Annotated in this window: 25 protein-coding genes; 8 read left to right on the top strand and 17 right to left on the bottom strand. The window is 68.5% G+C overall.

Features of this window, described 5'->3' with window-relative positions:
* Positions 1-110 precede the first annotated feature (110 nt).
* On the top strand, positions 111-425 hold the full coding sequence (locus ACSQ2F_RS04515; RefSeq protein WP_436020207.1) for a BON domain-containing protein: 315 nt from the start codon (positions 111-113) through the stop codon (positions 423-425).
* Between the two features lie 116 nt (positions 426-541).
* Positions 542-1,750 (top strand): AI-2E family transporter, encoded by a 1,209-nt coding sequence (locus ACSQ2F_RS04510; protein ID WP_436020205.1) that lies wholly within the window; start codon positions 542-544, stop codon positions 1,748-1,750.
* A gap of 243 nt (positions 1,751-1,993) precedes the next feature.
* Here the strand turns inward: ACSQ2F_RS04510 and ACSQ2F_RS04505 are convergent, their stop codons facing one another.
* The 4 genes from ACSQ2F_RS04505 to acnA all read right to left on the bottom strand — a co-directional run bounded on the left by ACSQ2F_RS04505 (position 1,994) and on the right by acnA (position 7,443).
* Positions 1,994-3,058, bottom strand: a complete 1,065-nt coding sequence (locus ACSQ2F_RS04505) for a lactonase family protein (protein ID WP_436020203.1) — start codon at positions 3,056-3,058, stop codon at positions 1,994-1,996.
* Positions 3,055-3,789: an ABC transporter substrate-binding protein gene (locus tag ACSQ2F_RS04500; RefSeq protein ID WP_436020201.1), complete on the bottom strand. Its 735-nt coding sequence runs from the start codon at positions 3,787-3,789 to the stop codon at positions 3,055-3,057. Before ACSQ2F_RS04500 ends, ACSQ2F_RS04505 begins: the two co-directional genes overlap by 4 nt.
* A 96-nt stretch (positions 3,790-3,885) precedes the next feature.
* Entirely contained in the window at positions 3,886-4,809 is a 924-nt protein-coding gene (locus ACSQ2F_RS04495; RefSeq protein WP_436020199.1) for an FCD domain-containing protein, read from the bottom strand.
* 12 nt (positions 4,810-4,821) lie between these two features.
* Positions 4,822-7,443, bottom strand: coding sequence for an aconitate hydratase AcnA (gene acnA, locus ACSQ2F_RS04490; protein ID WP_436020197.1), 2,622 nt, complete (start codon positions 7,441-7,443; stop codon positions 4,822-4,824).
* Between the two features lie 78 nt (positions 7,444-7,521).
* Here acnA and ACSQ2F_RS04485 point away from each other — a divergent pair, with 78 nt between their 5' ends.
* Positions 7,522-8,511, top strand: coding sequence for a Bug family tripartite tricarboxylate transporter substrate binding protein (locus ACSQ2F_RS04485; protein ID WP_436020195.1), 990 nt, complete (start codon positions 7,522-7,524; stop codon positions 8,509-8,511).
* 122 nt (positions 8,512-8,633) lie between these two features.
* Here the strand turns inward: ACSQ2F_RS04485 and ACSQ2F_RS04480 are convergent, their stop codons facing one another.
* Positions 8,634-10,226 (bottom strand): DEAD/DEAH box helicase, encoded by a 1,593-nt coding sequence (locus ACSQ2F_RS04480; RefSeq protein ID WP_436020193.1) that lies wholly within the window; start codon positions 10,224-10,226, stop codon positions 8,634-8,636.
* Positions 10,227-10,592: 366 nt separating this feature from the next.
* The gene (gene orn / locus ACSQ2F_RS04475) at positions 10,593-11,186 is read right to left on the bottom strand and encodes an oligoribonuclease (RefSeq protein WP_436020191.1); all 594 of its coding nucleotides are present in this window, start codon (positions 11,184-11,186) and stop codon (positions 10,593-10,595) included.
* A gap of 64 nt (positions 11,187-11,250) precedes the next feature.
* Between orn and ACSQ2F_RS04470 the strand changes: the two genes are divergently transcribed.
* From ACSQ2F_RS04470 to rsgA, 3 genes are read left to right on the top strand one after another with little or no spacing between them, the layout of a single operon-like run.
* Positions 11,251-12,528 (top strand): M48 family metallopeptidase, encoded by a 1,278-nt coding sequence (locus ACSQ2F_RS04470; RefSeq protein ID WP_436020189.1) that lies wholly within the window; start codon positions 11,251-11,253, stop codon positions 12,526-12,528.
* On the top strand, positions 12,525-12,854 hold the full coding sequence (locus ACSQ2F_RS04465; RefSeq protein WP_436020187.1) for a 4a-hydroxytetrahydrobiopterin dehydratase: 330 nt from the start codon (positions 12,525-12,527) through the stop codon (positions 12,852-12,854). The genes ACSQ2F_RS04470 and ACSQ2F_RS04465 overlap by 4 nt, the downstream gene beginning before the upstream one ends.
* Positions 12,855-12,893: 39 nt before the next feature.
* Positions 12,894-13,781 carry a ribosome small subunit-dependent GTPase A gene (rsgA, locus tag ACSQ2F_RS04460; protein WP_436026728.1) on the top strand — a complete coding sequence of 296 codons (888 nt, stop codon included), beginning with the start codon at positions 12,894-12,896 and terminating at the stop codon, positions 13,779-13,781.
* 97 nt (positions 13,782-13,878) lie between these two features.
* On the opposite strand, the gene ACSQ2F_RS04455 is transcribed toward rsgA, so the two are convergent.
* The 6 genes from ACSQ2F_RS04455 to rpsP all read right to left on the bottom strand — a co-directional run bounded on the left by ACSQ2F_RS04455 (position 13,879) and on the right by rpsP (position 17,782).
* Positions 13,879-14,868, bottom strand: coding sequence for a CobD/CbiB family protein (locus ACSQ2F_RS04455; protein WP_436020185.1), 990 nt, complete (start codon positions 14,866-14,868; stop codon positions 13,879-13,881).
* 36 nt (positions 14,869-14,904) lie between these two features.
* Positions 14,905-15,588, bottom strand: coding sequence for a CoA pyrophosphatase (locus ACSQ2F_RS04450; protein WP_436020183.1), 684 nt, complete (start codon positions 15,586-15,588; stop codon positions 14,905-14,907).
* A 90-nt stretch (positions 15,589-15,678) separates the two neighbouring features.
* A complete protein-coding gene (rplS, locus tag ACSQ2F_RS04445) occupies positions 15,679-16,032 on the bottom strand; it encodes a 50S ribosomal protein L19 (protein WP_436020181.1) in 354 nt (117 codons plus the stop codon).
* Between the two features lie 109 nt (positions 16,033-16,141).
* Complete coding sequence (trmD, locus tag ACSQ2F_RS04440; protein ID WP_436020179.1) at positions 16,142-16,897, bottom strand: tRNA (guanosine(37)-N1)-methyltransferase TrmD; 756 nt, start codon at positions 16,895-16,897, stop codon at positions 16,142-16,144.
* Positions 16,898-16,913: 16 nt separating this feature from the next.
* Positions 16,914-17,510, bottom strand: a complete 597-nt coding sequence (rimM, locus tag ACSQ2F_RS04435; RefSeq protein ID WP_436020177.1) for a ribosome maturation factor RimM — start codon at positions 17,508-17,510, stop codon at positions 16,914-16,916.
* A 23-nt stretch (positions 17,511-17,533) separates the two neighbouring features.
* Positions 17,534-17,782, bottom strand: coding sequence for a 30S ribosomal protein S16 (gene rpsP / locus ACSQ2F_RS04430; RefSeq protein ID WP_436020175.1), 249 nt, complete (start codon positions 17,780-17,782; stop codon positions 17,534-17,536).
* Between the two features lie 182 nt (positions 17,783-17,964).
* Between rpsP and ACSQ2F_RS04425 the strand changes: the two genes are divergently transcribed.
* Positions 17,965-18,510, top strand: coding sequence for an N-acetyltransferase family protein (locus tag ACSQ2F_RS04425; protein ID WP_436020173.1), 546 nt, complete (start codon positions 17,965-17,967; stop codon positions 18,508-18,510).
* Entirely contained in the window at positions 18,507-18,965 is a 459-nt protein-coding gene (locus tag ACSQ2F_RS04420; RefSeq protein ID WP_436020171.1) for an NINE protein, read from the top strand. Before ACSQ2F_RS04425 ends, ACSQ2F_RS04420 begins: the two co-directional genes overlap by 4 nt.
* Here the strand turns inward: ACSQ2F_RS04420 and ACSQ2F_RS04415 are convergent.
* The 5 genes from ACSQ2F_RS04415 to ACSQ2F_RS04395 all read right to left on the bottom strand — a co-directional run bounded on the left by ACSQ2F_RS04415 (position 18,935) and on the right by ACSQ2F_RS04395 (position 22,836).
* Complete coding sequence (locus ACSQ2F_RS04415) at positions 18,935-19,948, bottom strand: anion permease (protein ID WP_436020169.1); 1,014 nt, start codon at positions 19,946-19,948, stop codon at positions 18,935-18,937. The two genes, ACSQ2F_RS04420 and ACSQ2F_RS04415, sit on opposite strands and share 31 nt — an antisense overlap.
* Positions 19,949-19,970: 22 nt before the next feature.
* Complete coding sequence (locus ACSQ2F_RS04410) at positions 19,971-20,618, bottom strand: DUF47 domain-containing protein (RefSeq protein ID WP_436020167.1); 648 nt, start codon at positions 20,616-20,618, stop codon at positions 19,971-19,973.
* A gap of 144 nt (positions 20,619-20,762) precedes the next feature.
* Positions 20,763-21,113 carry a DMT family protein gene (locus tag ACSQ2F_RS04405; RefSeq protein WP_436020165.1) on the bottom strand — a complete coding sequence of 117 codons (351 nt, stop codon included), beginning with the start codon at positions 21,111-21,113 and terminating at the stop codon, positions 20,763-20,765.
* The gene (gene folK, locus ACSQ2F_RS04400; RefSeq protein WP_436020163.1) at positions 21,110-21,646 is read right to left on the bottom strand and encodes a 2-amino-4-hydroxy-6-hydroxymethyldihydropteridine diphosphokinase; all 537 of its coding nucleotides are present in this window, start codon (positions 21,644-21,646) and stop codon (positions 21,110-21,112) included. The genes ACSQ2F_RS04405 and folK overlap by 4 nt, the downstream gene beginning before the upstream one ends.
* A complete protein-coding gene (locus tag ACSQ2F_RS04395) occupies positions 21,646-22,836 on the bottom strand; it encodes a serine hydrolase domain-containing protein (protein ID WP_436020161.1) in 1,191 nt (396 codons plus the stop codon). Before ACSQ2F_RS04395 ends, folK begins: the two co-directional genes overlap by 1 nt.
* Positions 22,837-22,848 lie beyond the last annotated feature (12 nt).

The raw sequence follows: 22,848 nt of genomic DNA, 5'->3' as shown, positions 1-22,848 counted from the left end.
AGCGCAAGACGCAGCCGTTGCCTCAGGGGTGGAGGCACCGGTTGTTCCGACAACAACCACCACCCGATCCGGTTCCACCCGGGACCTTCCGTCAGCACAAGGAGATTCACATGATTGTCCGCAACACCCTCGCCGCCGCCGTTACCGCAGTTGCCCTGCTCACCACCGCAGGCTGCGCCGTCACGCGCGACCAGTCCACCGTTGGCGAGTACGTCGACGACACGACGATCTCCACCAAGGTGAAGGCCAAGTTCATCGAGGACAAGGCCGTGGCCGCCTCCTCGATCCAGGTCGAGACCATGAACGGCACCGTGCAGCTGTCGGGCTTCGCCAAGAGCGAATCCGAGCGGGCTCATGCTGCCGCACTGGCCCGCGAAGTGAAGGGCGTCAAGAACGTGAAGAACGACATCCTGGTCCGTCCCTGACCGGAACTGACGCTCGCGGCCTCTCGGCCGCTTGCCGATGATCATCACGCCGAGGCGCGCCACTCCGACAGGGGGGCGCGCCTTTCTTCTTGCCCGCCGGGAAACATCGCCGCGCCATGCCCTCCAACCCCTTTCCGCTGAAGCCCGCCTCCCCTCGCGCCGTGGTCGCCAAGTTGCGACCTCGCGAGGCGGGTGCGGCCCCCTACGCCACCGGGCCCCTTCAGCCGCCCCCCCGCTCCCCCATTGCTGCCACGGTGCTGGCCACCATCGGGGTCGTCGGCATGCTCTGGTGGGGCCAGCGCTTCTTCGTGCCCGTCGCGGCCGGCCTGATGCTCGCCATGCTGGTGGCGCCCTGGGTGGTGTGGCTTGAACGCGGTCTGCGCAGCCGGGTGGTCTCGACACTGGCCGTGATGGCGGTCGTGGTGGGCATCGGCGCACTGGGCTTGTGGGCCTTTGGCGGGCAGATCGGCCGCATGGCGGAGCGCATGCCGGAGATGATCGAGCTCGTGGCCGAGCGGATGGTGAAGAACCGGCCCGAGTCGGACTCGGTGCTGAGGCGTTCGCGCGACGCCCTTGCCGAATTGGACCGGGCTGCACAATCCGTCGCCACCGGAGCGCCGCTGCGCCGCGTGCGCCCTCCTGCGCAACAAGGACCGACCATCACCGAGGAGGCGACCGTGCTGGTGCGTGACACCGCGGTCAGCGGCTCGTCCGTGCTCCTCAAGTTCATGGCGGACCTGAGCGTCATCCTCTTCATCGCCTTCTTCGTCCTCTCCGGTGGCGAGCGGCTGACCTCCCGATTCATCAACCTCTGGGGTCACAACCCGCGAGGCCGCTGTCGGGCGGACCGCGCGCTGCGCGAGACGTCCCGGCAGATCCGGCTGTATGCAGGCACGCTGCTCGTCACCAACACCGTCATCGGCGTGGCGGTGTGGCTGGCCTTCTGGGCCACCGGCCTGCCCGACGCCGCCATGTGGGGCCTGACCGCAGCCGTCCTGCACCTCGTGCCCTACCTCGGCATGGCCGTGTTGGTGGCCCTGGGTGCGGCGGAGACCTTCCTCGTGCATGGCACGCTGGGTGCGGCCGCCGGCATGGCCATCTACCTGGTGGTGCTGTCCACGCTCGTGGGCACCGCCATGACCGCTTGGCTGCAGAGCCGCGCCGCCAAGATGAACGCTGCCGCGGTCTTCCTCGGCCTTGTCTTCTGGGGCGCCCTCTGGGGCGTGTGGGGCCTGTTCCTCGGTCCCGCGCTCATCGTGGTCATCAAGGTGATTGCCCAGAACTCGCGCACGGCGCACCGGGTTGCTCGGTTGATGGCGGGGTGATCCTGCTTGAGGAGGCGAAGGCGTTGACCTTTGTCGGAACCCTCGATCGTCCAGGTAGCCGAAGTGACGACCCGCGGCGCGCGCATCTGGACGGCCGACGGCGCGGGGACGTGCTTCCCGAAGCGTCCTGGCCCACAGCGCCCGATCGCTCGAGCAACTCGACGGCCAGGGGCACGGCCGGCGCCGGCTCGGCGTCCGGCCGCCCGAGCCGCATGCCCGGCTGACCGGTCCACCCCGCCTGGTTCAACCAGGCCGGGAGAACACCATGCACACGGGGCTGCCGCACGCCGCGGTTCGGCCGCCGGCCCTGAGCGCACCGGTGGCCGGGTCTACCAGCAGCAGGGTGATGCTGTCGCTGTCTTCATTGAGAACGTACATCCGCTCGCCTGACGGCTCCAGTGCAAAGAACCGAGGCGTTCGGCCGCCCGAGGCCACGCACCCCAAAGGGCGCAACCGCCCGGACGCAGCGTCGATCGCGAAGGCCGCGATGCTGTCGTGACCTCGGTTGGAGGCATAGACGGTACGCCCCGGGGCGTCCACGAGGATGCCGGCCGCCCGGTTGTCGCCGGTGTGGTCGTCGGGGACCGAGGGAACGCGCTGGAACGGTGACAGGGCGCCCGAGGCCGGGTCGAACGCACAGGCCGTCACGGTGGAGTCGAGTTCGTTGATCACGTACGCCCATTGCCCGGCTGGATGGAACGCGAGGTGCCGCGGACCGGCGCCTTCACGCACCTGTGCGTGCGGCACGTCCGCAGGCAGCAGCTGACCTTCCGCAAAGCGGAAGCCGAAGATGCGGTCCAGGCCCTTGTCCGGCACGAGCACCCACTGCCCACTCGGATCGAACACGTTGAAGTGAGGCTTGGAGAACGGCTGCTCGATGCGATGGGGGCCGGGCGTCCCCGGCAGGTGCGCGAGCGAGGACACGGGCCCCAGGCAGCCGCCGGCCTCGAGCGGCAACACCGCGACGTTGCCGCTCAGGTGGTTCGACACGATGAGGAACCGCTCCTGCGGATCGAGCGCCAGGTGCACCGGGTTGCGCCCGCCGCAACCCTGCGTCTGCATGAGCCGCAGGCGCCCATCGAGCGGATCGACGGCGAGCACGCTGACCGCCTCCCCGTCGCCATGAACGGTGTAGAGCCGATCGCCCTGCCGATTGAGGGTGAGGTACGACGGATTGACGAGATCGCCCAGAACTTGGTGTCGCGACAGATCGCCCGTCGCATCCACCTCCCAGACGGTGATGCCCTCACCTCGGGCCTGGCGCTCGCGCGTCGTGCGCGAACCGACGTAAGCGCGCAGCGGCGTCATGCGGCCGGCGCGACCGACGCGCCCTCGATGCCATGCCGCCCGAGGGCGTCGGCCACGAAGCCGGATGCCTTCATGGCTTCGATGAAGTCGACGAGGTACCGGGCAGCCGCTTCGCCACGGCCGCGTGGCAGGCCCATGGCCTGCCGGATGACCATGAAGTGACCTTCGAGCAGACGCAGGCCCCCGATCCGCCGGGCGTCGGCCTCGAGTTGCTGCCGCACCCCCGCCGCCACCTCGAGTCCCTGCGCCACAAAGGTGTCGACCACCGTGGGCGAGGTGGCCGCACGGACGATGGCGGCCTGCTTCAGCTCCCGCGACAAGTGCAGGTCGTAGGCGCTGCCGAGGCCCACCGCGACGCGATGCCCGGGGCGGTCGACCTCCTCGTTCTGGCGAAGGGGGGAGGCGTCGCGCACAAGGTAGCAGCCCTCGATCAGCACGTAGGGCGGCGTGAACGCAATGCCGGCGCCCCGCAGCGGATCCACCGCGAAGAAGCCGATGTCGGCCTCCTCCGCCGTCACCGCCTCCACCGAGCGACCGGCGGCCTGGAACACAACCGGCTCCAGCGCCACGCCAAGCCGTCCGGCCAAGGCGCGCGCGAGGTCGACCGACACGCCCCGTGGCTGGCCGGTGCCGGGGTCAGTGGCCGCAAGGATGGGGTTGCCGAGGTTGATGGCGGCACGCAACACGCCGGTCGGCGCAAGTGCCCGCAGCACGTCAGGGTCAGGTTTCATGGGACGGCTCGATGGTTCAGGGAAGCACGCGGGTTCGATCATCGCTGTGACTGTCAGGCCCGGCTCGGATGGGTGGCCAGGGGGCTGGTGGGCCGATCAGGTCCAGGCATCGGAGGGCTCACCACCCGGGCAGAGCAACGACCGGATCATCTCCAGGTTGCGCAGCGTACTCTGCAGGTGCGTTCGCATCGCCTCGGCGGCCTCGGCGTTGCGTCCACGCTCCAGCAAGGCAAGGACCTGAAGGTGCTGCTCGCAGTGCTCACGGTAGCGGGCGCGGTCTTGCGTGGAGCGGTAGGACAGCAGCCGCCGCACACGGTTGACCCGCTGGATCGCATCGATGAAGAAGGCGTTGCCGCTCCCCTGCACGAGCGACTCATGGAACCGCACGCCGCGCTCATGGAGCTGCTCGGCGCTGTCGGTCTCGATCCCGCCTCCCAGCAGGTGCTCCTCGGCCGCACGGCAGCGTGCAAGCACATGAGGGTCCAGCCGATAGCCCGGCTCGCCGAGGGCCGCGGGCTCGATCGCCAATCGCATGCGGTAGGACTGCAGCAAGCTGTCGGGCGTGGCGAGCATCGGCGAGAAGGTCCAGCCATAGCCGGGGCGCCTGGACGCCCACCCTTCGCCAGCGATGCGGGACAACACCGCGTCGAGCCGGGCCGGCGTCAGGCCGTAACGGCGGCGCAGCAGGCCTTCGGACACGCTGTCAGGCAGCAGGCCCTGCAGGCGGTCATCGGCGATCCTGCGATAGGCCCGGGTGACGTCGTCCACGTCACCGAGCTTCAGTTCATCGCGGGTGAACGCAGCGGCATCGTCCACCGTCCGCAGAAGGAAATAGCCGCGGTGAGGTTCGTGGGAGAGCAGCCCTGCTCGGTGCAGCAGCGACAGCGCCTCGTTGACCGGGGACCGGGAAACGTCGAGTTTGTCGGCCAGCATCTGCGCCGGCAGGTGCGTTCCCAGCTTCAGACCTTCCGCCTGGACGAGCTCGACGATGCGAACGGGGATGGAGGTGTCGAGCGCCACGCCGCGTTCGTCTCACGCCGCCGCGGCGAGCTGGCGCTGAAGGATGAAGGGAATGACGCCGCCCGCCTGCAGCAGGTCCAGTTCGAACCGGGTCTCGACTGCGGCCGCGGCCTCCAGCGATTCCACGCCGCCGTCGCGCCGCACCACGCGCACCGTCACCAGGGATCGAGGCGTCATGCCGGCCGGGTCCGCGTCGATTTCAAGGCGGTCTCCGGGCTGCAAGCCCAGCGTGCGTGCGTGCACCTGCGGCGGCAGGCGCAGCGGCAGGATGCCCATGCCGATCAGATTGGACCGGTGAATGCGCTCGAAACTGGAAGCCAGCACGGCGCGGATGCCCAGCAACCGCTGGCCCTTGGCGGCCCAGTCGCGCGATGAGCCGGTGCCGTAGCGCTCGCCGGCCAGCAGCACCAGCGACTCCCCGGCTGCCGCATGCCGCGCGGCAGCCTCCCACAAGGGGACCACCTCGCCACTGGGCGCGTGCACCGTGTGCGCCACGGGTGCGCCGGGGGACAGCAGGTTGCGCAGGGACTTGCTGTGGAACGCCGCCCGCAGCATCACCTCCCAGTTGCCTCGGCGTGACGCGAACACGTTCAGGTCGTCCCGGTTCTCGCCCCGTTCCACGAGGAAGTCGGCCACCTGGCTGTCGCGCGGAATGGCGCTTGCCGGGGAGATGTGATCCGTCGTCACGTCGTCGTCGAGCACCAGCAGCGGGTAGGCGATGTAGCGCCCGAGCAGCGAGCCCGCCTCGATCGATGCGAAGGGCGGGCGGCGCAGGATGGTGGAGCGCGGATCCCACGGGAAGCGGGCACCCTGCGGACGCTGCAGCGCCTGCCAGCCCGGGCTGAGCGACGCCGCGGCGAAGTCCCGCGCGAAGTCGTCGGGCGCCAGTCCGGCATCGAGGTGGGCCTCGATCTCGGCTTCGGTCGGCCACAGGTCCTCCAGGCGGACGGCGCGCCCCGCCACCACCTGCACCGGCTCGTCCCGCAGGTTGCGCGCCGCATCGCCCGCGAGGGCGAACGCGATGACGAGCGGTGGCGACATGATGAAGTTCAGGTCCAGGTCGGGGTGCACGCGCCCAGGGAAGTTGCGGTTGCCCGAGAGCACGGCGACGGGCTGGATGCTCCCGGCGGCAGCGGCTTCGCGCACGGCGGCCGGCAACGGGCCGGCGTTGCCGATGCAGGTGGTGCAACCGTAGCCGACGATGTCGAAGCCGATGGACGCCAGGTCGTCGAGCAGTCCGGCACGCCGCAGGTACGAGCTTGCCGCAGGCGAGCCGGGTGCGAGCGATGTCTTGACCCACGACGGCACCGACAACCCGAGCTGGCGTGCGCGACGAGCCACGAGGCCGGCGGCCACCAGCAGGCGCGGGTCGGTGGTGTTCGTGCAACTCGTGATCGCCGCGATCGCGACCGGGTGTGCGGGCATGCTGGCATGCGGCTGCCCCGGCGCGAAGCCCACCCGCGCGAGCGCCTCGCCCGTCTGCCAGTGGGCCAGCAGGTCCTGGGGCCGTCGCGGGCCGGCGACGTGCAGGCCGATGCTGCCGAGGTCGATCTCCAGCACGCGGGTGAAGCGCGGCTCGGCCGCCGGGTCGAACCACAGACCCGTCCGCCGCAGATAGGCCGACACCAAGCGCAGGCGGCCTTCGCTCCGGCCCGTGGCACGCAGGTACTGCAGGGTGCGCTCGTCGACGGGGAAAAAGCCGGTGGTCGCACCGTACTCGGGTGCCATGTTGGCGACGACGGCCCGGTCGCCCGCCGTCAACGTGGAAACGCCCGGTCCGAAGAACTCGACGAACTCGCCGGCCACGCCGATGGCCCGCAAGCGCTGGGTGACCGTGAGTGCGAGGTCGGTGGCCAGCACGCCGGCCGGCAGGCGACCGATGAGGCGCACGCCGACGACGTCCGGCAGGCGCAGCACCGTGGGCAGCCCGAACATCACGGTCTGTGCCTCGAGCCCGCCCACGCCCCAACCGAGGACGCCGATGCCGTTGATCATCGGCGTGTGGCTGTCGGTGCCGATCATGACGTCCGGCACGGCCCAGGTGTCGCCGCCGCGCGATTCGGTGTGGACCACCGTGGCCAGCTGCTCGAGGTTGAGCGTGTGCATGATGCCGGTTCCCGGCGGATGGATGCGGACCCCGTCGAGGCTGTCGGCGGCCCAGCGCAGGAAACGATAGCGCTCGGCGTTGCGCCGGAGCTCGTGGGCCAGGTTGACCGCCGCCGCATCGGCCCGGCCGTGCACCTCCACGGCCAGGGAGTGGTCCACCGACACGTCGACCGGCAGGGTGGGATGGAGCCTCGCGGGATCGGCCCCGGCCTCGGCAAGCGCATCCCGCATGGCGGCGATGTCGACCAAGGCGGGCGTGCTGGTGGTGTCGTGCATGAGCAACCGGCTGGGGCGAAAGGCGATCTCCGCCTCGCTGGTCCCCGCGCCGAGCCAGGCCAGCACGGCGCGCTGACCGGCCTGGCGTTCCGCCTCGCTCTCGCTGCAACGGGCGAGGTTCTCGAGGAGCAGGCGCATCACCACGGGCAGTCGCTGAAGATCCTTGCTCAAAAGGGCCGGGAGGTCGACGATGCGCAGGGCTTGCCCATCGACGTCGATGCGGGCGATGGGCAGGCAGCTGGCGTTTTGCATCACCCTAGTTTGCATTTTTCATTTCTAAAATGCAATGGCGCGAACCCGGATGCGTGCATCCATCACAAAGGCCCTTCCATGATTCCGTTCCGTCGCCAGTTGCTGCTGGCTCTTCTCGCGGGTTGCAGCAGCGCCCTGTCGGGCATCGCGGCCGCGCAGGAGTTCCCTGCCAAGCCCATCACCATCATCGTTCCCTTCTCCGCCGGCGGAGGCGTCGATGTCATGGCACGCTTGCTCGCCGACAAGTTGCGCGCCTCGCAAGGGCTGCAGGTGGTGGTGGAGAACAAGCCGGGCGCCAGCGGCATGCTGGGCGCACTGGCCGTCGTTCGGGCACCTGCCGATGGCTACACGCTGCTGCTCGGTTCCGCCGGCGAGACGGCCATTCATCCATTGGTCTACCGCAACCGCATGCAGTACGCCCCCGAACGCGATCTCGCAGCCATCACCGCGGTCGTGCGCCTGCCCAACGTGCTGGTGGCGGCGCCATCGGCGCCCTTCCAGACCTTTGCCGAGATGCTGGCCTACGCCCGCAGGAATCCGGGCAAGCTGAGCTATGCCACGAGCGGCGTGGGCAATCCGCAGCACCTGAACGGCGAACTGCTGGAGGAAATGGCCGGCATCCACATGGTCCACGTGCCCTACCGTGGCGCCGCGGGCCAACTGGTGGACGTGGCCGGTGGCGCGGTCGACTTGACCTTCGTCAGCATGGCCGCGGTCGGCCCGTTCATCAAGAGCGGTCGGGTCAAGCCGCTCGCGGTAACGTCGGCCGAGCGGGCCAGCTTCGCTCCGGACATCCCGGCCATTGCCGAACATGCATCGACGAAGGCCTATCGCCTGGAAAACTGGTTCGGCCTGTTCGCCCCGGCTGCAACGCCGGCGCCCGTCGTCGAGCGCATCAACGCCGCGGTGGTGGAGGCGCTGACGTCGCCTGACCTGGCGCAGCGCCTGCGCGAGCAGGGCGGCGAGCCGGCGCCGATGTCGCCGCAGCGCTTCCGCGAGTTCATCCAGGCCGAATCGGCACAGTACGCGCGCATCGTGGAGTCCGCCAAGATCACCGCCGACCAGTGAGCGCACAGGGCCCGGTGCCCGCGCGGCACGCGGGCCATCGGACCGTTCAGGGCAAAAAAAAGCGCTGCCCGAGGGCAGCGCTTTCAGATGGACTCAACGGGCGTCAGTGCCCGTTGTCGGCCTCAGCGGCCGAAGCCACCGGTGCGCGGACGCTGGGGCTTGCTGAAGCCGCCCACTTTCGGGCCACCCGGGCCGGCCTTGCGCGGCGCAAAGCCACCGGCGTTGCGGTCGGCCGGTGCGCGGTCGAACGGATTGCCACGCGACTGGAAGCCGCTGTCGCGGCGCTCATCGCCATGGTGACGGTCGAACGGCGAGCGGTCGCGCGCAGCGAAACCTTCGTTGCGGGGAGCAAAGCCCTCCGGGCGCGGTGCGAAACCTTCCGGCCGCGGTGCATAGCCACCTTCACGGGGGCCGGCGTCGCGGTTGAACGGCTTCGGGCCGCCGAACGACGGCTTGCCGAACGGCTTGCCACCCGGACGGCCGTGGCCGAACGGCTTGCCGCCGAACTTGCCTTCCGGACGCGGGCCGCCGAACATGCGCGGTTCCGGGCTCTTCGGCTCGAGGCCTTCGATGGTCGACACCGGGATGTTCTGGGTCGTGAACTGCTGGATGCGGCGAATCATGCCGGTGTCCATGCGCTCGGCCAGGGTCACGGCCAGGCCATTGCGACCTGCACGGCCGGTGCGGCCGATGCGGTGCACATAGTCCTCGGCCTTCATCGGCAGGCCGTAGTTGATGACGTGGCTGATGGTCGGCACGTCGATGCCGCGAGCGGCGACGTCGGTCGCCACGAGCACGCGCAGCTGCTTGTTGCGCAGGCCCTGCAGCACGCGGGTGCGGCGGCCTTGCGGCATGCCGCCGTGCAGCGACGCCACGGCGTGGCCCATGTCGGCCAGGCGATCGGCGAGCCAGTCGGCATCACGCTGGGTGCTGGTGAACACCACGGCCTGCTCCATTTCCTTCTGGGTCAGGATGTGGTCGAGCAGCGCGTCCTTGTGGAACTTGTTGTCGGCCCAGTGCAGGCGCTGCTCGATGTTCTCGTGCGTGTCGGTGTGCGAGGTGACCTCGATGCGCTGCGGGTCGCGCAGCAGGTCTTGCGCAAGGCGCCCGACGTGGCCGGCGAACGTGGCGCTGAACATCACGGTCTGGCGGCCGGCCGGCAGCTTCTCGGCGATGTGCTGGATGTCGTCGATGAAGCCCATGTCGAGCATGCGGTCGGCTTCGTCGAGCACCAGCATCTCGACGTTGTCGAGCACGGCCTTGCCGGTCTGGATGTGGTCGATCAGGCGGCCGGGGGTGGCGATCAGGATGTCGAGCGGGCCGCGCAGGGCCTTCAGCTGGGCCGGATACGGCACGCCACCGACCACGGTGGTGACCTTCAGGCCTTGCACATGGCGGCCGTAGACCGTCGCGGCCTTGTCGACCTGCATCGCGAGTTCACGGGTCGGGGCCAGCACGAGGATGCGCGGGCCATAGACCACGCCCTTCTCGCGGCGCTTGGTGTTGTCGCCACGGGCGGCGAGGATGCGCTGCAGCGCGGGCAGCACGAAGGAGGCGGTCTTGCCGCTGCCGGTGCTGGAGGAGACCATCAGGTCCTTGCCTTCGAGCGCGGCGGGAATGGCGAGCGACTGCACGTCGGTCGGCGTCGCATAGCCGGAGTCGTTCAGGGCTTGCAGGAGGGCGGGCTGGAGGCCGAGGGCTTCAAACGTCATCATCAATCTTTCAAACACGGCGCTGCCCACGCCAGGGGCGCAAGGGGTCAGCACCTGCAGGCACCGCATCGATTGCGGAGCCGGCTACAAAGTCGCTGGGAAGAAGGTCCGAACCCACACCGGTGAAGGCCACCGGAGGACGGGTTGATCAGGAACAGTCAAAGCGACGGCATCGCCGCCAACCATTCCCGTATCGGGGTTCGAACAGGCCGCACGGTGGAATCACCGCGGGAAGACTCGACAAGGTCAGAGGGGATGAGCGAAACGCTGCCGGCCGAGGCCGTGATTGCAGCGCAGCCTGCGATTGTAGCCCAACATCCGGGTTTGACCCAAGTATTTGTGTCGCCCGGATGAAGATGGCCGCTCGGCTCAGAGCGCCAGCAGGTGCTGGCGGTAGTAGACGAGCTCGTCGATCGACTCGTTGATGTCGGCCAGCGCGGTGTGCGCCTGGGCCTTCTTGAAGCCGGCCAGCACCTCGGGCTTCCAGCGCTTGGCCAGCTCCTTCAAGGTGCTGACGTCGAGGTTGCGGTAGTGGAAGAAGGCTTCCAGGCGCGGCATGTAGTTCGCAAGGAAGCGGCGGTCCTGGCAGATGCTGTTGCCGCACATCGGCGAGGTGTTCTTCGGCACGTAGCGCTTGAGGAATTCGATGACCTGCGTCTCGGCCTCGGCCTCGTCGATGGGCGAGGCCTTGACCCGGTCGATCAGGCCACTGCGGCCGTGGGTGCCCTTGTTCCAGGCGTCCATGGCGTCGAGCGTCGCATCGCTCTGGTGGATGGCGAACACCGGGCCCTCGACGCGCTTCGTGAGGGCGGCGTCGGTCACCACGACCGCAATCTCGATGATGCGGTCGGTGTTCGGGTAGAGGCCCGTCATCTCGAGGTCGATCCAGACCAGGTTCTGGTCGCTGCTGGCGAGTTCGGTGGCGGCTGCGGCAGCGGCGGAGGGGGTGGCGTTGTCGGTCATGGCGCAGTGCGGTTCTGAATGGCGTTGCCGCATTCTCGCAGGCCCAGCGCCTACACTTGGCGGCATGGAATCCAATGTGCTGACTGCCGTGTTCGTTGCGGCCCTGCTGCTCTCGTTCGTCATCAAGGTGTGGCTCTCGTCCCGGCAGATGCGGCATGTGGCGGCCCACCGCGGCGCCGTGCCGGTCGCATTCGCGGGCACCGTGTCCCTGGCCGCTCACCAGAAGGCGGCCGACTACACCCTGGCCAAGGGCCGTTTCGGGCTCATCACGACCGCCTGGGGCACGGCGGTGCTGCTCGGGTGGACGCTGCTCGGCGGCTTGTCCGCCCTGAACGCCGCGCTGTACGAGGCGGTCTTTCCGGTGCTCGGTGCCATGGGCTACCAGCTGGCGCTGCTGGCCGCCTTCTCGCTCATCTCCACCCTGCTCGACCTGCCCTTCGAGCTTTACGACACCTTCCGGCTGGAGCAGCGGTTCGGCTTCAACCGCATGACGTGGAGGCTCTACCTGGCCGATGCCGTCAAGAGCCTGCTCGTCGGCGTGGTCATCGGCCTGCCCATCGCCGCCCTCATCCTCTGGATCATGGGCGCCACCGGTTCGCTGTGGTGGCTGTGGGCCTGGGGCGCCTGGATGGGCTTCAACCTGCTGGCCCTGGTGCTCTACCCGACCGTGATCGCCCCGATCTTCAACAAGTTCGAGCCGCTGCCGGACGAATCGCTCCGCGAGCGGGTGCAGGCGCTGATGGCCCGCTGCGGCTTCCGGGCCAAGGGCCTGTTCGTGATGGACGGCAGCAAGCGCTCAGGGCATGCCAATGCCTACTTCACCGGGCTGGGCGCGGCCAAGCGGGTGGTGTTCTTCGATACCTTGCTGGCCAAGCTGACCGGCGGCGAAGTCGAGGCCGTGCTGGCCCACGAACTGGGCCACTACAAGCACCGCCACGTGCTCAAGCGCATCGTGCTGATGTTCGCGCTGAGCCTGCTCGGTTTCGCCCTGCTGGGCTGGCTGTCCGGCAAGCTGTGGTTCTACGCCGGCCTGGGCACCACGGTCGGCATGAACGCCCCCAACGATGCGCTGGCCCTGCTGCTCTTCATGCTCGTGGTGCCGGTCTTCGGCTTCTTCATCTCGCCCCTCATGAGCCTACTGTCGCGCCGGCATGAGTTCGAGGCGGACGCCTACGCCAGCGAGCAGGCCAGCGGCAATGACCTTGCCGCCGCCCTGCTCAAGCTGCACGAGGACAATGCGGCCACCCTCACACCCGATCCGCTGTACGTGCGCTTCTGGTACTCCCACCCGCCGGCATCGGAGCGCATCGCAGCGCTTGCGCTGCAGACAGGTCGACCATGAAGAACTTGCTTCAGCAGCATTGCGAGAACCGCACGGGCTCACCGATGACAGCCGCAGACATCCAGGCGCACTTGTCGCGCCTCGCCGGCTGGCGCCTCGCCGGCGACGCCATCGAGAAGACCTTCCGTTTCGGCAACTTCCACGAGACCATGGCGTTCGTCAACGCTGTCGCCTGGATCGCCCATGGGGAGGACCACCATCCCGACCTGCAGATCGGCTATGACCGATGCACCGTGCGCTTCAACACGCACTCGGTGGGCGGCATCTCGATCAACGACTTCATCTGCGCCGCCAAGACCGATGCCCTTCTCCCCGTTGCGCACTGAGACCGCCCCCGGAGCCCGCCCGTGAGCCGGGCCGAAGCGATGTCCACCGGACTGGTGGTGGCCGGCCATGGCCGCCACTACATCGTCGAGACGCCCGAGGGTCGGCGGCTCACCTGCCACCCCCGCGGCAAGAAGAGTGACTGCGTGGTGGGCGACCGGGTGCGCTGGCAGGTGTCCGGTGACGAAGGCGTCATCGAGCAGGTGGAGCCTCGGCGCAACCTGCTCTTTCGCCAGGACGAGTGGAAGACCAAGTCGTTTGCGGCAAACCTCGACCTGATCCTCGTCATGGTGGCAAGCGAGCCGGTGTTCAGCGAGTCGCAGCTCACCCGGGCGCTCATCGCGGCCGAGGACGCCGGCATCGAAGCCCACATCCTGCTCAACAAGGCCGACCTGCCCCAGATCGCCGCCGCCCGTGATCGCCTGCGACCTTATGCCACGATGGGCTACGACGTGCACGAGGTGGCCCTGAAGGCGCAACCCGAGCAGGCCCGTGCCGTGCTGGACCCGCTGCTGGCCGGCCGATCAAGCCTCGTGCTCGGACCGAGCGGTACGGGCAAGAGTACGCTCATCAATCTGCTGGCGCCCGACGCGCGTGCCCAGGTGGGCGAGATTTCGCAGGCGCTCAATTCCGGTCGCCACACCACCACCACCACCCAGTGGTATTGGCTCGATGCCGAGCGCCGGACGGGGCTGATCGATTCCCCCGGCTTCCAGGAGTTCGGACTTCGGCAGGTGTCGCCGCAGGTGCTGCCAAGCCTGATGCCCGACCTCGCGGAGCCGGCCAAGGCCTGCCGCTTCTACAACTGCACCCATCTCCACGAGCCGGGTTGCGGTGTGCGGGCTGCGCTCGAGCGGGGCGAGATCACCGAGAGCCGCTACCGCATCTATGGCGAGATCTTCAGTGAGCTCTCGCAGGCGCGCTATTGAGGTGAGTGAGTGACCCAGGCGGCTGAGACGGGCGCTTGAGCGCGGCGCCGCCGCACGACGCCGCGGCGCACGGGCCAGGCCGGCACCGACGACCGCTTCAACCGACCAGGTTCGCCAGCGACAGCAGCGCCAGCAGCAGCATCCACAGCACCACCGAGCGCCACACCAGCGCAACGACGCTGCGCAGGTGGCCCATCTCGGCCGGGGCTCCGGGCGTGGACCCCTCAGCCCCGGCGAGTTCATCCGGCGCGCCGGCATCGAAGGTCTTGGACCGGTCCGGCGTCACGCCCGGGGCGGCATGTCCGCCAAGCTGCACCCCCACGGCGCCGGCAGCAGCGGCGAGCAGGATGCCCTCGTTGGCATGCTTCCACAGGCCCGCATCCCGGCGCCAGCACGACACGGCCTCCTCGAAGTTGCCCACGACGGCGAAGCCGAAGGCGGTGAGGCGCGCCGGCAGGTGGTCGACCAGGCTGAACAAGCGCTGCGACAAGGCCAGCAGGCGTTCGTTCACCGGGGCACCGACCACCCGGCTCTTGAAGCCCCAGTAGCGGCTGGCGAACTCGGCCATGCGGTAGAGCACGGCACCGGCCGGCCCGAGCCCGACCGACGACAGCACCACGAACCAGAAGAACACGCCGAACACGTGGCGGTGTGCCGCGAGCAGCGAATGCTCGATGACGTGGCGTAGCAGTTCACCGCGCGGAAGCTCGCTTGCATCGAGATGCCGCCACTCGGCAAGCAGCAGGCGGGCGGTTGCCTCGTCGCCCCGCTCGAGGGCGTCACGGATGTCGGTGAAGTAGTGGCTGAACTGGCGAAAACCCATCGTCAGGTACAGCACGACGATGTCCCAGACCAGGGCCAGCCCGACGCTGAGGTGGGCCAGGCCGATGTGGATGGCGCAGGCCGTGATGGCAGGCACGAGCACGGTGACGCACCACACGACCCAGGCATGGTGCGGTCGGCCGGCGTCGAAGTTGCGGCCCGTCCAGCGCATCCAGGTGGTGAGCGCATCGTGAACCACGTTGCGGCGGGGCAGCGGCTTGAGCTGCTCGATCAGCAGGGCAAACAGGACGGCGAAAAAACTCATGGAGCCCGATGATACCGGGCGCCCGCGCCGATGGCGTCAGGCAGCAAGGAAGCGATAGAAGTTGCGCACCATGGCGGCCGTCGCGCCCCACACGAAATACTGTTGCGCCTGCCCTGCCGCGTCCGGGCCGGTCCAGGGCATGGAGAGGAATGCGCGCCGGCGTCCGCCGAAGTCGGCCTCGTGCCAACGGTGGTTGGCCGGGTCCATCAGGAAGGCGAGCGGCACCTCGAACACCTCGGCCACCTCGAAGGGATCGGCCTGCAGCGTGAAGCCGGGGCGCACCAGTCCGACGACCGGGGTGACGATGAAGCTCGTGCCGGTGGTGTAGGTGGGCAGTTGCCCCAGGACGTCGACGTAGGCCGGCGCGAGCCCGATTTCCTCCTGGGCCTCGCGCAGGGCGGTGGCCACCGCGTTCGCGTCCTCGGGCTCCGCCCGGCCGCCGGGAAAGCTGATCTGTCCGGGGTGATCGGTCAGGTGGGCGGTGCGGCGCGTGAACAGCACGGTGAGTTCGTCGCGCTGCACCAGCGGCACCAGCACCGACGCGTGGGCCGGTGGCCGTTCGATGAAGGGACGTTCGGCTTCAATCTCGGGCTGCCAAACGGGTGGCGCCTGGAAGCGCTGTCGAAGCATTTCGATCGCCAGGGCCTCGGGCCGCACGGGCGGCAGATGGTGATCGACACCGATGGGGGGCAACGCCTGGGGATCGAAACTGAGGGACATGGCAGGATTGGACGCGAAAAAAAGCCGCCTCGTGAGGCGGCCTTCGTTTGGATGACAAGACCGCAGGCCTTGTCATCCGGCCCGCAGGCCTCAGGCCAGCTTTTCCTTGATCCGGGCCGACTTGCCCGAACGCTGACGGAGGTAGTACAGCTTGGCGCGACGGACGTCGCCGCGGCGCTTGACCTCGATCTTCGAGATCAGCGGGCTGTACAGCTGGAACGTACGCTCGACGCCTTCGCCGCTGGAGATCTTGCGGACGATGAAGCTGGAGTTCAGGCCACGGTTGCGCTTGGCAATCACGACGCCTTCGTAGGCCTGGACGCGCTTGCGCGTGCCTTCGACCACGTTGACGCTGACGATCACCGTGTCGCCGGGAGCGAACGGGGGAATGGTCTTGTTGAGGCGAGCAATTTCTTCTTGCTCGAGGGTTTGGATCAGGTCCATGCTTTCTCCTTGTGATCGTGCCGGGCGCATGTTGAAGGTGTGGGCCGCACGGGCCACCGGAGTGGCGAACGAACGACCTCGACCAGGCAGAGGATCGAAAAGCCGCTGATTATAGACCGAGATTGGAGAGGAATTTCTCGTCGGCCTTCGACAATTGCCCCGCACGGCGTGCGATTTCGATCAACTCGGGTCGGCGACGCGCGGTCAGCTCGAGTGAACGCTCCCGCCGCCAGCGTGCAATCTGGGCGTGGTGGCCCGACATCAGCACGGGTGGCACGGGCAGCACGTCACCCTCGGGCGTGGTGAGCACTTCAGGGCGGCTGTAGTGGGGACAGTCGAGCAGCCCGTCGGAGAAGCTGTCCTGCTCATGTGACTGGGCGTCGCCCAGCACGCCCGGCTGCAGGCGGGCCACGGCGTCGAGCAGCGCCAGTGCGGGCAGTTCACCGCCGGACAGGACGAAGTCGCCCAGGCTCAATTCCACGTCGACGTGGCGATCGATGAAGCGCTGGTCGATGCCTTCGTACCGTCCGCACAGCAACACGGCGCCCGGGCCGGCCGCGAACTCGCGGACAACGGCGTTGTCGATGCGACGCCCGGTGGGAGTGAAATGCACCACCGGTGCCGGTGCGCCGCGTGCGGCCTGCGCTGCAGCCAGGCAGCGTTCCAGGGGCTCCACGAGCATCACCATGCCCGGGCCGCCGCCATAGGGGCGATCGTCCACCCGGCGGTAGTTGTCGTCGGCATGGTCCCGCAACGGCCAGAGATGGACGTCGACCTGCCGCGACTCGTAGGCCCTACGGGTGACGCCGAGCGTCAGGTGGGGCGTGAAGAGGTCGGGGAAGAGCGTGACGACATCGAAGCGCATCGCGGGTGCGCCGGCGTCAGTAGTCGAGGCCCCAGTCGACCGTGATGCGGCGCGATTCCAGGCTCACGTCGTCGACGTAGGCGCCAACGAAGGGAATGAGGCGCTCTTCACCGTCCGGGTTGGCTTCGCTGTCGGGCCGGGCCAGACGCAGCACGCTGTGCGGGCCGGTGTCGATCAGGCCGATGACGGTGCCCATGGGCTGCCCTTCGCGGTTGACCACCTCGAGGCCGATCAGGTCGACCCAGTAGTACTCGCCGGCGCGGGGCTTGGGAAAGGCACCCCGTGCCAGGAAGATGCGGGCGCCCCGCAGCGACTCCGCACCGGTGCGGTCGGACACCCCGCGCGCCTGCGCGACGATCACGTCGCCGTGCACGCGCGATTCAAGGATGGCGATGTGGTCAGGGAAGGCCGCAGCCGCACCTGCCGGGCGCTTCAGCGCGCCGTCTTCGGGGGGTCGGAGGTACCAGCGACGGGCCTCCAGCAAGGCCTGGGGATCGGAGGCAAAGGACTGGGCCTTGACCCAGCCCTTGATTCCCCAGGCGTCGAGCACGCGGCCGACTTCAACCGCGTCGTCAGGCCAGGAGGGATCGGCGTCCCCGGCAGGCGCAGACATCACGGTCACGGCCGCGGCGCGATTCAGGCTGCTGCCTTGGCTTGCGCCACGAGGCGAGCCACCGTCGGGGACATCTGGGCACCGGTGTTGGTCCAGTAGTCCAGGCGGTCGAACGCCACGCGCAGCGGCTGCTCGGCACCGGAGGCGACGGGGTTGTAGAAGCCCACGCGCTCGATGAAGCGGCCGTCGCGGCGGGTGCGCGAGTCAGCGACGACGATGTTGAAGAAAGGACGCTTTTTTGCGCCGCCACGTGCGAGTCGGATCACGACCATGTTGTTTCCTAAAGTTCTGAAAACATCCACCGCACCAGGAGACACTCAGGGCGAGCAGATCAAGAAAAGCAAAGGCGCATGGCCTTCACCGTGAACATCGGCACCGTAGATACGCCGGACCTTCGTCCGACCAGCACCGAAACCCACGATTATAAACTCATGCTTTCCCCGGAAACCGTCCCATGACCCCTGAAATTGCGTTGCTGCGCGACAGCACGGCCGCTGACGCGCCCGAACTGGCCCGCATCTATGCCTGGCATGTTCGCCACGGCACCGGCACCTTCGAGACCGATGTCCCCTCCGAGGCCGACATGGTCGCCCGGCGCGAAGCCGTCGTCGGGCAGGGCCTGCCCTGGCTCGTCGCCGAGGCCGATGGTCGCCTGCTGGGCTACGCCTATGCCGGGCAATTCCGGCCGCGCGGTGCCTACCGCTACTGCCTCGAGGACTCGATCTACCTGGACGAGGCAGCCCGCGGCCGCGGCATCGGACGACGGCTGCTGACCGAGCTGCTGGCGCGCTGCGAAGCACGCGGCGCCCGGCAGATGCTGGCGATGATCGGGGATTCGGCCAATGCGGCCTCCATCGGACTGCACCGGGCCCTGGGCTTCGAGCACACCGGCGTGTTGCGGGCGAGCGGCTGGAAGCTGGGAGCCTGGCGCGACGTCGTCATCATGCAGCGGGCGCTCGGCGCGGGCGACGGTGAGCCCGCCCCGGAGGTCGCAGCATGAACGGCTACAAGTCCAAGACCCTGGCCACCTGGCTCGCTTTCCTGGGCGGCGGCCTCGGTTTGCACCGCTTCTACCTCCACGGGCTGCGCGACGCCTGGGGTTGGCTGTGGGCGCTCGTCACCTTCATCGGCCTGCAGGGGTTGCGCCGTCACCTCGGGATCGGGCAGGACGACCATGCGGCCTGGTTGCTGCTGCCCGTCCTCGGCTTCTCCCTCGCCGGCGGCGCACTGATGGCCCTCGTCTACGGCCTGATGCCCGACGAGAAGTGGAATGCGAAATACAACCCGCAGGGCCCCGCGCACGAGTCGGACTGGCTCACCGTGATGGGCGTGGTGCTGGCACTGCTCGTGGGCGCCGGCATCCTGATGTCGGCGATCGCGTTGAGTGCCCAGCGCTACTTCGAGTACACGGCCCGGCCGGATGACTACGGGAACAGCGTGAAGCTGAGCCAGTAGGCAATCGCGGCCACGAAGGCCGAGGCCGGGATGGTGAAGATCCAGGCCCAGACGATGTTGCCGGCCACGCCCCAGCGCACCGCCGAGGCGCGGCGCACCGACCCCACGCCGACGATGGCGCCGGTGATGGTGTGGGTGGTCGACACCGGCACGCCGAGCGCCGTGGCGAGGAAGAGCGTGATGGCCCCGCCCGTCTCGGCGCAGAAGCCGCCGACGGGCTTGAGCTTCGTGATCTTCTGGCCCATGGTCTTCACGATGCGCCAGCCACCGAAGAGCGTGCCCAGGCCGATGGCCAGGTAGCAGGTCCAGATGACCCAGGTCGGCGGCAGCTTGTCGCCGGCGGCCGAGTAGCCGGTGGCGATGAGCAGCATCCAGATGATGCCGATCGTCTTCTGTGCGTCGTTGCCACCGTGGCCGAGGCTGTACATGCCCGCCGAGGCGAGCTGGAGCCGCCGGAACCAGTTGTCGACCCGGATCGGCGACGTGCGCCGGAAGATCCAGGCCACCGCCACCATCAGCAGCGAGCCCAGCAGGAATCCGAGCACCGGCGACACGAAGATGAAGGCGACGACCTTCAACACACCGGCACCTACGAGGCCGTCGATGCCCGTCTTGCCGATCACTGCACCACAGATGCCGCCGATGAGCGCGTGGGACGAACTGGACGGGATGCCGTACAGCCAGGTGATGACGTTCCAGGCGATCGCCCCGACCAGCGCCCCGAACACCACATGGTGGTCGACGATGCCGGGCTGCACGATCCCCTTGCCCACGGTGGCTGCGACATTGAGGTGGAAGACCAGGATCGCGACCACGTTGAAGAAGGCCGCGAAGACCACCGCCTGCTGCGGCTTGAGAACACCGGTCGACACGACGGTGGCGATGGAGTTCGCCGCGTCGTGAAAGCCGTTCATGAAGTCGAATACCAGCGCCAGCGCGACCAGCAGCACGACCACCCAGAAGTGAACCGGGATCGTTTCCATGCGTGGATGCTCCGCCCGGCCGTCAGGAATTCTCGAGGACGATGCCCTCGATCAGGTTGGCAACGTCCTCGCAGCGGTCCGAGATGGACTCGAGCTGCTCGTAGATCGCCTTGAGCTTGATGAGCTCCCGCACATCGGTTTCCTCGCGGAACAGCTTGGACATGGCAGAACGCATCACCCGGTCGGCGTCCGACTCGAGCTTGTCGATTTCCTCGCAAGTCTTGATGGCGGCCTCGGCCACGTCGTGGCGGCTCAGCTTGGACAGCAGCGACACGGCGTGCTCGACACGCTCGCAGCACTTGGCGCTCAGGTCGCCGAGCCGAATGACCTCCTCGGTCATCGCCCGCACGTCGTACAGCTGCATGGTCTCGGTGGCGTCCTGCAGCAGGTCGACGATGTCGTCCATGGCGTTGATGAGGCCGTGGATCTGCTCCCGGTCGATGGGAGTGATGAAGGTCTTGTGCAGCAGCCGGTTGACCTCCGCCGTCACCTTGTCGGCGGCGCGCTCGGCGTTGACGACCTCGGTGCCGTAGCGCTCACGCAGGGCCAGGTCCCCGTAGTTCTCGATCATCAGCATGAAGGCGCGCGCGCCCTCGGTGATGAAGGCGGCATGCTGATTGAAAAGCTCGAAGAAATTGCCTTCGCGTGGCAGCAACTTGCCGAACAACATGGTGGGTCTCCAATGGGCCTTGTGCGAACGAATTCGCGTTTCCGAACCGCGCCGGCGGATTCGTCATGAAAAGAAGCAGGCGTGGAGTGTAGGGGCTCGCAAGCGCGAGGCGGCCCCTGTACGCTCAAAAACGGGCAGTGCGTCTCACCGAAAGATGAAGTACACCGCGCCGACGAGGCACAGCCCGGCCCACACGTAGTCGAGCTTGAACGGCTGATGCATGTAGAACATCGCGAAGGGGACGAACACCGCCAGGGTGATCACCTCCTGCGTGATCTTCAGCTGCGCCAGGGTGAAGCCCCCGGCATGCCCGATCCGGTTGGCGGGCACCTGCAGCAGGTACTCGAAGAGGGCGATGCCCCAGCTCACGAGCGCGGCCACGTACCAGGGCCGGTCGGCCAGGTTCTTCAGGTGGCCGTACCACGCGAAGGTCATGAAGACGTTGGAGGCTGCCAGCAGCAGCACGGTCTGGACGGGGATGGGCAAGCTGGTCATGAGGGCAGTCTCTCGATGCGCTGGCCGGCGACTCCTGCCAGCAGGTCCGCCACGGCGCCGCGGCCGGGCAAGGCCACTGAAGGTGCGATCTCCGCAAGCGGCACGAGCACGAAGGCTCGTTCGTGCAGACGCGGATGCGGCACGACGAGTCGGGGGGTCTGGATGCTGGCGTCGCCGTACAGCAGCAGGTCCAGGTCGAGGGTGCGCGGTGCATGGTGGTACGGCCGCTCACGCCCATGGGCGCGCTCGATGTCCTGGAGCGCATCGAGCAGCACCTCGGCCGGCAACGCCGTGCGAAGCGCCACGACGGCGTTCAGGTAGTCGGGCCCCGAGGCATCCACCGGCGCCGTGCGGTACATGCCGCTGCGACCCAGCAACTCGCTGTCAGGCAAGGCACGGAGGGCGAGCACGGCGGTGGCAAGGGCCGCGGCTGCGTCGCCGAGGTTGGCACCGAGGCCGATGTAGGCGGTGACGGGCTCACGCCCGCCCTGCCCCGCCGCCTGGCCGCGCGCCTCGTCGTCCCGGGTCGTCATCAGTCCACCAGCGCGGCGTACACCAGCTCACGGAACAGCTGGCGGTAGTAGTCACGCCGACCGGGCTGCTGGATCAGCAGTTGGGCGTGCAACTGCTCGCGGGGATCGACGAAGAACGACGTCCCGGCCAGGCCCGCCCAGAAGAACTGCCCGGCCGAGCCGGAGCCGGGCGCAATGCCATCCTGCAGGCGCACTGCGAAGCCGAGGCCGAATCCGTGGCCGGGCGCCAGCAGCTCTCCCGCCACGGGGATGCTTCCCAGGTGATCGGAGGTCATCAGGCGCACTGTCTTGGGACCGAGCAGGCGAACGCCGCCCAGGACACCCCCCGACAGCATCATCTCCATGAAGCAGGCGTAGTCGGCCGCGGTGGACGTAAGACCCGCGCCGCCCATCTCATGGGCCGGCGGCTGGCGGACGTCGAACACGCTGACCGGCACGCCGGCATCCGGGTCGATGCGATACGGCTCGGCAATGCGGTGGTGCGCCACGGGCGCGACGTGGAACGCGGTGTCGATCATGCCCAGCGGCTCGAAGATCTCGGTGCGCAGGTATTCGCCGAGCGTCCGGCCGGTCACGACTTCGACGATGCGCCCCACCACGTCGGTGGCATGGCTGTATGCCCAGCAGGCGCCGGGCTGGGAGATCAAGGGCAGGCCGGCGAGCGTTCGGCTGAAATCCGCGCTCGTCAGTCCTCGCGCGAAGAGCCGCGCCGAGGCATAGGCCTGGTGGATGGGCGCCGAGCCCATGAAATGGTAGGTCAGGCCAGCCGTGTGGCGCAGCAGGTCGTGGACGGTGATGGGCCGCGTCGCTGGTACCTGTCGCCCCTCGCCATCGGCATCGACCAGCACCTGGGGCGATGCGAACTCGGGGAGCCAGGTCGAGGCCGGTTGGGTGAGCAGCAGCCGCCCCTGCTCCACGAGCATCATCAAGGCCACCGAGACGACCGGCTTGGTCATCGAGTAGATGCGGAAGATCGAATCCGGCTGCATGGGCGCGTCGTGCGCCGGGTCCAGCCGGCCATAAGCCTTGAAGTGCGCCATGCGGCCGCGGCGCGCAATGGTGACCACGGCACCGGGCAGTCGGCCCCGGGCAATTTCCGCCTCGAGCGCTGCGTCGAGCCGCGCCAGGCGCTCAGGGCTGATGCCCAGCGCCTCCGGCGGCGCTGGCGGGAGGGTGGCTGTGGGGCTCATGGTGCAGTCCGG

The sequence above is a fragment of the Rhizobacter sp. LjRoot28 genome (assembly GCF_964253025.1).
In the GTDB taxonomy this organism is placed as follows: Bacteria; Pseudomonadota; Gammaproteobacteria; order Burkholderiales; family Burkholderiaceae_C; genus Rhizobacter.
Note: the sequence above shows the minus strand (reverse complement) of the source record. Positions and strands in the feature narration are given on the sequence as shown.

Coding starts and splice junctions, on each gene's coding strand:
- ACSQ2F_RS04425 (WP_436020173.1), top strand. CDS start 17,965: ATGACCCCTGAAATTGCGTTGCTGCGCGACAGCACGGCCGCTGACGCG.
- ACSQ2F_RS04515 (WP_436020207.1), top strand. CDS start 111: ATGATTGTCCGCAACACCCTCGCCGCCGCCGTTACCGCAGTTGCCCTG.
- ACSQ2F_RS04510 (WP_436020205.1), top strand. CDS start 542: ATGCCCTCCAACCCCTTTCCGCTGAAGCCCGCCTCCCCTCGCGCCGTG.
- orn (WP_436020191.1), bottom strand. CDS start 11,186: ATGACCGACAACGCCACCCCCTCCGCCGCTGCCGCAGCCGCCACCGAA.
- rimM (WP_436020177.1), bottom strand. CDS start 17,510: ATGTCTGCGCCTGCCGGGGACGCCGATCCCTCCTGGCCTGACGACGCG.
- folK (WP_436020163.1), bottom strand. CDS start 21,646: ATGACGACCCGGGACGACGAGGCGCGCGGCCAGGCGGCGGGGCAGGGC.
- trmD (WP_436020179.1), bottom strand. CDS start 16,897: ATGCGCTTCGATGTCGTCACGCTCTTCCCCGACCTCTTCACGCCCCAC.
- ACSQ2F_RS04465 (WP_436020187.1), top strand. CDS start 12,525: ATGAAGAACTTGCTTCAGCAGCATTGCGAGAACCGCACGGGCTCACCG.
- ACSQ2F_RS04420 (WP_436020171.1), top strand. CDS start 18,507: ATGAACGGCTACAAGTCCAAGACCCTGGCCACCTGGCTCGCTTTCCTG.
- rsgA (WP_436026728.1), top strand. CDS start 12,894: ATGTCCACCGGACTGGTGGTGGCCGGCCATGGCCGCCACTACATCGTC.
- ACSQ2F_RS04485 (WP_436020195.1), top strand. CDS start 7,522: ATGATTCCGTTCCGTCGCCAGTTGCTGCTGGCTCTTCTCGCGGGTTGC.
- ACSQ2F_RS04480 (WP_436020193.1), bottom strand. CDS start 10,226: ATGATGACGTTTGAAGCCCTCGGCCTCCAGCCCGCCCTCCTGCAAGCC.
- rplS (WP_436020181.1), bottom strand. CDS start 16,032: ATGGACCTGATCCAAACCCTCGAGCAAGAAGAAATTGCTCGCCTCAAC.
- rpsP (WP_436020175.1), bottom strand. CDS start 17,782: ATGGTCGTGATCCGACTCGCACGTGGCGGCGCAAAAAAGCGTCCTTTC.
- ACSQ2F_RS04415 (WP_436020169.1), bottom strand. CDS start 19,948: ATGGAAACGATCCCGGTTCACTTCTGGGTGGTCGTGCTGCTGGTCGCG.
- acnA (WP_436020197.1), bottom strand. CDS start 7,443: ATGCAAAACGCCAGCTGCCTGCCCATCGCCCGCATCGACGTCGATGGG.
- ACSQ2F_RS04505 (WP_436020203.1), bottom strand. CDS start 3,058: ATGACGCCGCTGCGCGCTTACGTCGGTTCGCGCACGACGCGCGAGCGC.
- ACSQ2F_RS04500 (WP_436020201.1), bottom strand. CDS start 3,789: ATGAAACCTGACCCTGACGTGCTGCGGGCACTTGCGCCGACCGGCGTG.
- ACSQ2F_RS04455 (WP_436020185.1), bottom strand. CDS start 14,868: ATGAGTTTTTTCGCCGTCCTGTTTGCCCTGCTGATCGAGCAGCTCAAG.
- ACSQ2F_RS04450 (WP_436020183.1), bottom strand. CDS start 15,588: ATGTCCCTCAGTTTCGATCCCCAGGCGTTGCCCCCCATCGGTGTCGAT.
- ACSQ2F_RS04395 (WP_436020161.1), bottom strand. CDS start 22,836: ATGAGCCCCACAGCCACCCTCCCGCCAGCGCCGCCGGAGGCGCTGGGC.
- ACSQ2F_RS04470 (WP_436020189.1), top strand. CDS start 11,251: ATGGAATCCAATGTGCTGACTGCCGTGTTCGTTGCGGCCCTGCTGCTC.
- ACSQ2F_RS04410 (WP_436020167.1), bottom strand. CDS start 20,618: ATGTTGTTCGGCAAGTTGCTGCCACGCGAAGGCAATTTCTTCGAGCTT.
- ACSQ2F_RS04405 (WP_436020165.1), bottom strand. CDS start 21,113: ATGACCAGCTTGCCCATCCCCGTCCAGACCGTGCTGCTGCTGGCAGCC.